Raw genomic sequence first — 3,502 nt, 5'->3', positions numbered from 1 at the left:
AATAGAGCGGCCACAGGAGCGACACGCCAGAGGACCCATACCTGGCAAACGCGTGGTCCAAAGAAACTGGCTAAACCCTCGTCAAGGAGGACCCATCACCGTGGCGGTCGACAGCCTGCCCCGCTGGCATGCGGATCCTGCACCGGCGCGACCCGCCAGGGGTCCCATAACGGGCAAACGGGTGGTCCAATGACACTCGCTAAACCCTGGTCAAGGTGGTCCCATCACCGTGGCGGTCGACAGCCTGGCCGGCTGGCATGCGGATCCTGGTCCGGCGCGAAGAGATCGAACACGGCACCCAATTGTCACTGTTCGAGCAGCTGGCCGGCTACCGCTACCAGATCATCGCGACCGGAACCGCAGGTGGACAACCACAGCGGCTCGAAGCCCGCCACCGGGTACACGCCCGAGTAGAGGGATTCATCCGTTGTGGCAAAGACACCGGCCTGGCCCGCTGGCCCTCGCATTCGCTTGCGATCAACACCGCCTCCTGGGTCACCGCGGTCGCGGTGGCCATCGACCTGCTGTGCTGGATGCGCTTGCTTCTCCTGGACGGCGTGCTGGCCAAAGCCGAGCCGGCGACCCTGCGTTATCGACTGCTGCACGCCGCGGCCCGGCTGGTCAAACGATCCCGCTACCTGATTCTTCGCATCCCCGAAACCTGGCCATGGGCCCAAGAATTCGCCGATGCACTCAACCGGGTCCGCGCCATCTGCTGACCCGCAGGATCCCGTTCCCACTCGACCCTAAGGAAGGAATCACAACTCCGGGATAAAGGACCCGGCGTCACCGCACGACACGCGGCGCCGCTCACCCACAACCCGAAATCAAGATCAACTGGCCGCCTCAGCAGTCGTCACAGGAGAACTCGGGCTACCGTGGAGGGTCGAGAGCTGGCGCGGTGACGTGAATCGGCGGTAGGTCTCGGAGCCGCTGATGATCACCGGGGTTTCCCTGGTGTCCCTCATCTCCGTGGCCCTGGCTCGATCTGTATTCCGTTTCCAGCTCCCGGTCAATCCGTGCATGCGGTTCTCCCGCACACGGCTTACCGACGCCGTTCACCGACGGCATTCGGCGCCGCCCGCCAAGCCTGGAACGGCCTGAGTGCGGCGACAAGCCCAGCAAAGCGAATCAGCCCGAGTTGGTTGTCGGCGGCGAAGTCAGACGCAAACCACCCTTGGACTGCCAGCATTAGGCAGGAACCGGGATGTATCCCGCGCCGGGGCCACCAGTGCTATTGACATCATCGAGGATGGCGCTGAACGTCGTCATCTCTATGAATTGATGCGGCGGCGCTCCCAGCAGGTCGGGCGGGATGAACATGCCGCCGGTGATCAGGCCGAGAAGCAGGCCATCGGACGTGGCCGGGCCGCCGTCATCGCCTGGCTGATAGGCGCCCCCACCCATGGACATTCGCCGGTTCCGAATGGGAAGGGAACCGATGCGGCCGCAGAAGTCACCGGTGGCGGCCCCGAGTCGGCACACTGGCTGGCCCCGCTCGAAAGGGCTGGTGTCGATGCCGTTGATGACGAAGCCAGCGAAGTTAGCAATCGGGGTGATTTTGGCGGGGTCGAATTTGATCACCGCGTAACTCAGACCAGGGTCGTTGGCAAGGGCCACCACGGTGCCTACGGGGCCGATATTTTCCGAACCCTCGGCGACGACTGGGGAGTCAGGTCCGCCGCAGCTCGCGGCGGTGAAGCCAACCAGGTCTCCGGTGTTGTCGTGACCGATGGTTGCCAACGTGCAATAGCTGCCGCCGACAACGATGCCAGCCCCGCCGCCCAGCGGGAGTGCCGCGGAGGCGACGGGAGGGCGCAACACGGCCAGCAGGAACACGAACACGCACACTCGGACCCACCAGCGATATCCCGCCCGCATCATCGACAGGCTCCCCGCTACCGGGTCGTTGCTCACTCGTTCAGTCATATCATCAGGGGTGTCAGCATGGGGCGAAACCCATCCCAATCATCGCGGCACGGCAGCGGCGGCCATGCTGATTCCGCGACCTGAGAAACAGGACTGGGGGCGCGGCGCGGGTCAATCGCAAGCATGCGGTGGTCAGGTGTGGAAGTAGAGGTATACGGCGCCGTCACCGCCACCGCCACGCGCGACCACGTCGACCGAAGTCGCACCGGACGGGATCTGGACGGTGTAGGAGCCGGGAGTGGTGATGCTCACCAGTTGAGGGCTACCTGCAGTGCCCTGGTTCTGGAACTGTTGCACCAGAGACTGAGCCTTGTCAGTAAGTTGCTGGAAAGTTGTTGCGAGCTGCGGGTAATTCGGCGTGGTCACCGCTCCTGAACGTAGCAGGCGAGACGCTGCGGAGTCAGGGGTTTCCTCGATAGCAGTATAGAAACTCTTCACCGCTGGTTCCGGTGGGTGTGGCGTCGCATCGCTGTCCTCGTGGTAGCGGTCGTGGTGGCCGTTGTCCAGATTCGCTGACGTGTCGGTCTCGGTTGGCGGCTGTTGGGCCTCGTCGGGGTGCGGCAGGTCATGTTGGGTCGGTGGCGGCGGACGGCTGGCGTGCGTAGCGACCGGCGCGGACGGGAGCGTCAGCGGACGGGAGCACAGGGAACGAAGCGGAGCCCGCCGGGAGCCGTCACCGCGTTGAGCTGGGCTGTGGTGGTGGCGGGTGTTGGCCGGGGGCGCTCGTCGGGTGTCGGGCGGGCCGATGATGTCGGTGGGGCTGGCTATGGTGACGCCATGATCACGGGGCAGCGGTGACGGTGGCGGGGCGTTCTGCTGGGATGACGCCGTGGTGACCCAGGCGGTGGCGCGGGCCTGCCCGCCGGGTTTCGAGGCGTGGTGGTCACGGGTGGCCGGGTCGGGGTTCTGCGCCCGCGCGGTGCATCTGCTCGGCGTGGATCGCGGCGGCGACCTGCTGCGCGTGTTGGGGCGGTGCAAGAACCGGCACGCGTCGGTGTGCCCGTCGTGTTCGCAGCTGTACGGCGCCGACACCTGGCAGTTGATCCGTGCCGGGATCGCCGGCGGCCACCACGAGATGCCCGAGGCCGTGGCTGGCCATCCGGCGGTGTTCGTGATGTTGACCGCGCCTAGTTTCGGCGCGGTGCACACGATCCATGACGGGGCGGCTGGGAAGGCCCGTACATGTCATCCCGGCAACGGATTTCGCCGCTGCCGTCATGGCCGCCCGCTGTGGTGCGGCGCGGTGCACGATGCCGCTGATACGCGGGTGGGCGAACCGCTGTGCGGCCAATGCTATAACTACCGCGCGCATGTGTTGTTCACGTGGTGGGCACCGGAGTTGTGGCGGCGCTTCACCATCGCGTTACGCCGCCAGCTCGCCGCCGCGATCCGCGACGCCGGCCTGGATTTTTCACGTAATTCGGTGTTGATGGGTGTCGTTAACGTGAAAGGTGCACTGCCGCAAGGATAATCGGTGTGTTCGAGGTTCCGTTATCCAAGATGGGAGTGCACCTGTCAGATGCAGACTACTACCGACTGGTCGAAGAATGTGCGAGTTGAGGTCCGTGGCGAC

At 65.3% G+C, this 3,502-nt stretch carries 3 protein-coding genes; 2 read left to right on the top strand and 1 reads right to left on the bottom strand.

The features are described from left to right. Positions 1–215 precede the first annotated feature (215 nt). Positions 216–719, top strand: a complete 504-nt coding sequence (locus tag AC2VOP_RS08395; RefSeq protein WP_486960536.1) for a transposase — start codon at positions 216–218, stop codon at positions 717–719. 472 nt (positions 720–1,191) lie between these two features. Here AC2VOP_RS08395 and AC2VOP_RS08390 read toward each other — a convergent pair whose 3' ends face one another. Then, positions 1,192–1,881 (bottom strand): chymotrypsin family serine protease, encoded by a 690-nt coding sequence (locus AC2VOP_RS08390; protein ID WP_486960537.1) that lies wholly within the window; start codon positions 1,879–1,881, stop codon positions 1,192–1,194. A gap of 877 nt (positions 1,882–2,758) precedes the next feature. On the opposite strand from AC2VOP_RS08390, the gene AC2VOP_RS08385 reads away from it, so the two are divergent. Beyond that, positions 2,759–3,400, top strand: a complete 642-nt coding sequence (locus AC2VOP_RS08385) for a replication initiator (protein WP_486960535.1) — start codon at positions 2,759–2,761, stop codon at positions 3,398–3,400. Positions 3,401–3,502: the final 102 nt, after the last annotated feature.

This window comes from Mycobacterium sp. TH-M106 (genome assembly GCF_057473765.1).
Note: the sequence above shows the minus strand (reverse complement) of the source record. Positions and strands in the feature narration are given on the sequence as shown.

Coding starts and splice junctions, on each gene's coding strand:
- AC2VOP_RS08390 (WP_486960537.1), bottom strand. CDS start 1,881: ATGCGGGCGGGATATCGCTGGTGGGTCCGAGTGTGCGTGTTCGTGTTC.